Source organism: Kitasatospora sp. NPDC051702 (assembly GCF_040681575.1).
GTDB lineage: Bacteria > Actinomycetota > Actinomycetes > Streptomycetales > Streptomycetaceae > Kitasatospora.
In genome coordinates this window covers 1-4072 of record NZ_JBFAZB010000102.1, presented here as the reverse complement: position 1 = coordinate 4072, position 4072 = coordinate 1, and the positions used below count along the sequence as shown (strand labels likewise).

The 4072-nt window shown below is 73.4% G+C and carries 4 protein-coding genes and 1 pseudogene; 3 read left to right on the top strand and 2 right to left on the bottom strand.

The window, feature by feature from the left end; genetic code table 11:
• Both AB0N04_RS38445 and AB0N04_RS38440 read right to left on the bottom strand, forming a co-directional pair.
• Positions 1–113, bottom strand: a pseudogene (locus AB0N04_RS38445) (electron transfer flavoprotein subunit beta); the annotation flags it as partial.
• Positions 114–373: 260 nt separating this feature from the next.
• Entirely contained in the window at positions 374–760 is a 387-nt protein-coding gene (locus AB0N04_RS38440; RefSeq protein ID WP_360223388.1) for a thioredoxin family protein, read from the bottom strand.
• Between the two features lie 231 nt (positions 761–991).
• On the opposite strand from AB0N04_RS38440, the gene AB0N04_RS38435 reads away from it, so the two are divergent.
• From AB0N04_RS38435 to AB0N04_RS38425, 3 genes are all read left to right on the top strand, one after another.
• Complete coding sequence (locus AB0N04_RS38435; protein WP_360223391.1) at positions 992–1417, top strand: DUF4395 domain-containing protein; 426 nt, start codon at positions 992–994, stop codon at positions 1415–1417.
• Between the two features lie 225 nt (positions 1418–1642).
• Positions 1643–2413 carry a lysophospholipid acyltransferase family protein gene (locus AB0N04_RS38430; RefSeq protein ID WP_360223394.1) on the top strand — a complete coding sequence of 257 codons (771 nt, stop codon included), beginning with the start codon at positions 1643–1645 and terminating at the stop codon, positions 2411–2413.
• 212 nt (positions 2414–2625) lie between these two features.
• Positions 2626–3951, top strand: a complete 1326-nt coding sequence (locus AB0N04_RS38425; protein ID WP_360223397.1) for a hypothetical protein — start codon at positions 2626–2628, stop codon at positions 3949–3951.
• Positions 3952–4072: the final 121 nt, after the last annotated feature.

Here is a 4072-nt window from a genome sequence, read left to right as displayed (position 1 = left end):
TCCGACAGCAGGCCGTCCACGCCCTCCCGGTCGGTGGTGTGGTCGTCCGCGAACCGACGGTCACCCGTCGCGTCCGGCACGTGCTTCACGCAGACAACGATCCTCAAGCTCACGGCCTGTCTCCTGTACTGGTCTCGTCCGGCGGCTGCGGCTGTGCAAGCGGGTGCGAACTTGGCACGCACCCGCTCCGGGCAGCGTGTTCCCGTGCCGGTCCGGAACTCCCTGGCAGCATACTCGCCAGTAGCCCAGTGGTCACTACTGGCCAGTAGCTTAGGCCGGACGGCTGCACTTCCGCCTGCGCCCATCCTGCCCCAGCCCACCCCCGACACCACCCGACGGGGCGGCACATCCGCGACCGGATTCGCTCCGCCCCTCACACCGCCCGGCCGAGCGCCGCGATCACGTCCGCCTTGCGCGGCAGCCCCGCGGCCCGGCGCACCACCCGCCCGTCCGCGTCCAGCACCAGGACGGTCGGCGTGCGCAGGACCTCCAGCCGACGGACCAGTTCCAAGCGGTCCTCGGCGTCGAGCTCGACGTGCACCACCCCGTCGACCATGCCGGCCACCTCCGCGAGGACCCGGCGGGTGGCCCGGCAGGGCTGGCAGAACGCCGTCGAGAACTGCACCAGCGTGGCCCGTTCCCCGAGCGCCCCGCCGAGCTCCGCCTCCGACAGCCGTACCGCCCCGTCCCCGGTCCGCACCCGCACACTCCCGTCGCTCCCGGCCCTCAGCAGGCCGGACCCGGTCGCCGCCGTCGGCACGACGACGCACCTCACCGATCCCGTCGCCCCCCAGTCTGCGCCAGCGCCCCCGGGGTCCGGAAAGGAGGTCGACCGCCCCGCGGGGCGCGCGTACGATCGGCGGGTGGACTCCGACCGCGCCGCCCCACCGCTGCCGACCTCCCGCCGCGTCGTCGACCTGGGCCGGGCCACCACCACCCGCTGTCGCTGACGCGCCCCGCCGCCGCCCGTCGCGACCCTCCCGGAGCCCCCGTGCAGATAGACCCCCGCGGTCCCCGTTTCGCCGCCGCCCTCACCTTCGTCGTCCTGGCCGCCTCCCTGATCACCGGCAGCCCCGTCCTGCTCGCCGCCCAGGGGCTCGTCTTCGCCGCCGGCGCGATCGGCGGCCCGCGGCTCTCCCCTTACGGCTGGCTGTTCCGGACGGTGCTGCTCCCCCGGCTGGGCCCTCCGTCCGAGACCGAGGACGAGCGGCCGCCCCGGTTCGCCCAGGGCGTCGGCCTCGTCTTCGCCGCCGTCGGCACGCTCGGCTACCTCACCGGGGTGGTCTGGCTCGGCGTGCTGACCACCGCCTTCGCCCTCGTCGCGGCCTTCCTCAACGCCGCGTTCGGCTACTGTCCCGGCTCCGAGATCTACCCGCTGGTCCGCCGGGCCCAGGGCCGGCTCGGCGCCGGGGCCTGACCGGGCCGCCCGGGACGGGAAAAGTTCCCGTCCGTTCTCATCACGGAGATCACACCGCGAAAATCCGCTTGACCGGACGCCTCAGGTGACAGCAGGCACTCGTTCGGGGGATCATCTCCGTGAATCACCCGTGACCGCCGCGGCGTGCCGCGCTCCGGTCGGCCCCCTCCCGACGGCGCGGGTACCGCCGTACCGGGCCCCGGCCCGTGGAAGTCAGGACTGACCGTGGCAGAGTTCGTGTACCCGCCGGTGATCGGCGCCGCACTCACCGCCTTCCGCGCGCTCGACGTGCGGATCAGGATCGTGGGTGCCGAGCACATCCCCGCCGACGGCGGTGCCGTGCTCGTCAGCAATCACATCAGCTACCTGGACTTCCTCTTCGCCGGCCTGGGCGCCTACCGCGGCGGCAAGCGCAAGACCCGCTTCATGGCCAAGGACGACGTCTTCAAGCACGCGGTCTCCGGTCCGCTGATGCGCGGGATGAAGCACATCCCCGTCGACCGCACCGACGGCCAGCCCGCCTACGAGGCCGCCGTGCGCGCGCTCCGGGCCGGCGAGGTCGTCGGGGTGTTCCCCGAGGCGACCATCAGCCGTTCGTTCATGCTGAAGAAGTTCAAGACCGGCGCCGCCCGCATGGCCGCCGACTCCGGCACCCCCCTGCTGCCCGTGATCCTCTGGGGCACCCAGCAGCTCTGGACCAAGGGCCGCCCCAAGACCCTGACCAAGCGCCACGTCCCGGTCACCATCATGATCGGCGAACCGATTCACCTCGGGCCGAACGACAAGCCCGTGATGGTCACCAGACGCCTGCGCGCCGCCATGGCGGAGATGCTCGACCAGGCCCAGCGCGAGTACCCCGGCAAGCCCTCAGGACCGGACGACACCTGGTGGCTGCCCACGCACCTCGACGGCACCGCGCCCACCCTGGAGGTCGCCGAGGCCGAGGACGAGGCGGAGGCGGCGGCCAAGGCCGAGCGCCGAGCCGCCCGGGGCTGACCGCCCTCCCCTCCACGGCCCTCCCTCCACCGCCTCCCCTCCGACCGACTTCCTACTCCGTGTGGCGGAGCGTGCGCGCAGTGTCGCGTGTCGCTCGGCCATCGGCGCCCTCCGTCTGACACAGTGACAGCTCCCTTCTGGGGCCCTCGTCCTGAATCGGCGACGGAGCGAACGTCGGAGCGGCCGGAAGGTCGGAGACGGAGATGACACGGATGGCCGGCACACGACAGTCGCCCACCCCCAAGGCCCGCACCCGCGCAACCGCCGGTGCGGGCCTTCTGCTGCTGGGCACCCTGCTCACCGGATGCGGGGCCGAACCCGGAGACATCCCGCTCTCCGAGATCCAGGCGGACACCCCCGCCGCCACCCCCGAACCGACCGCCCCGGCCACCCCCGGCGTGGTGGGCGCCGCCGCGGAAGCACCCGCGGTCACCGCCCACAACGGTCTGATCGTCGGCCGCGCCTTCGTCGACGCCACCCGCACCACCACCGCCATCGTCACCCTGGCCCCTGACGGAACCGCCCCTCACCAGGTCACCCAGCCGCCGGAGCGCGCCCGCGACGACCGCCCCGACTGGTCTCCGGACGGCGCCGTCATCTCCTTCGACCGGACCGACCCGCAGAGCGGCACCGCCCGGCTCTGGACGGTCGCGGCCAGCGGCGAGGGCGCCCACCAGATCGGCCAGCTCTGCGAGAGCGGCACCGCCGACTGCGCCAACGAGGACGAGCGCGCACCCGCGTACTCGCCGGACGGCAAGCAGCTCGCCTTCAGCCGCTCCTGGGGCGCCCTCGACGCGGCCAACGGCAACCAGGTCCAGTACTCGGACCTCTACCTGATGAGCCCGGACGGCACCGACGTCCAGCGGCTCACCTTCCTCACCAACGACAAGCCGTACTCCGGCCAGGTCAGCAACCCCAGCTGGTCCCCCGACGGCAAGCAGCTCACCTTCGAGTACCGCACCAGCGCCACCGGCCAGCCCGCCAACAGCCGCGCCGTCTACGTGGTCGGCGCGGACGGCACCGGGCTCCGGCAGCTCACCCCCTGGGAACTGCGCGCCGGTGACCGCGCCAGCTGGTCCCCCGACGGCACCCAGATCGTCTTCACCACCTACCCGGCCGGCCCCGACAACACCCCCGGCGGCGGCATCTACACCGTCCACCCCGACGGCTCGGCGATCGGGGCGCTCACCCCCGCCCCGTCCAACGTCTCCTACGGCACCGCCTCGTACGCGCCCGACGGCAAGTCCATCGTCTTCGCCCAGGCACCGTCCGGCGGCGGGTCCGACCTCTACAGCATGCGACCGGACGGCACCGGCGTCACCCGGCTCACCAACACCGCGGAGGTGTGGCTCAGCCGGCCGGCCTGGGGCACCGCAGCGGTGGCCGTGCCGGCCCGGCCCGAGGAGCAGGACTCCGCTCAGGTGCAGGCCCAGGCCCAGGCGCAGGCGCAGGCGCAGGCACCGAGCCAGCCGCAGCCGTCGGCTCAGGCACAGCCGTCGGCTCAGGCTCAGGAGGAGTCGCAGCCCGACAACGGGTGAGGCTCCCCCGGCCCCGGAATCCTCCGGGAAACGCAAAGAACCCCCGCCGGATATCCCGGCGGGGGTTCTTCGTGAATGATTGTTCGGCGGCGTCCTACTCTCCCACAGGGTCCCCCCTGCA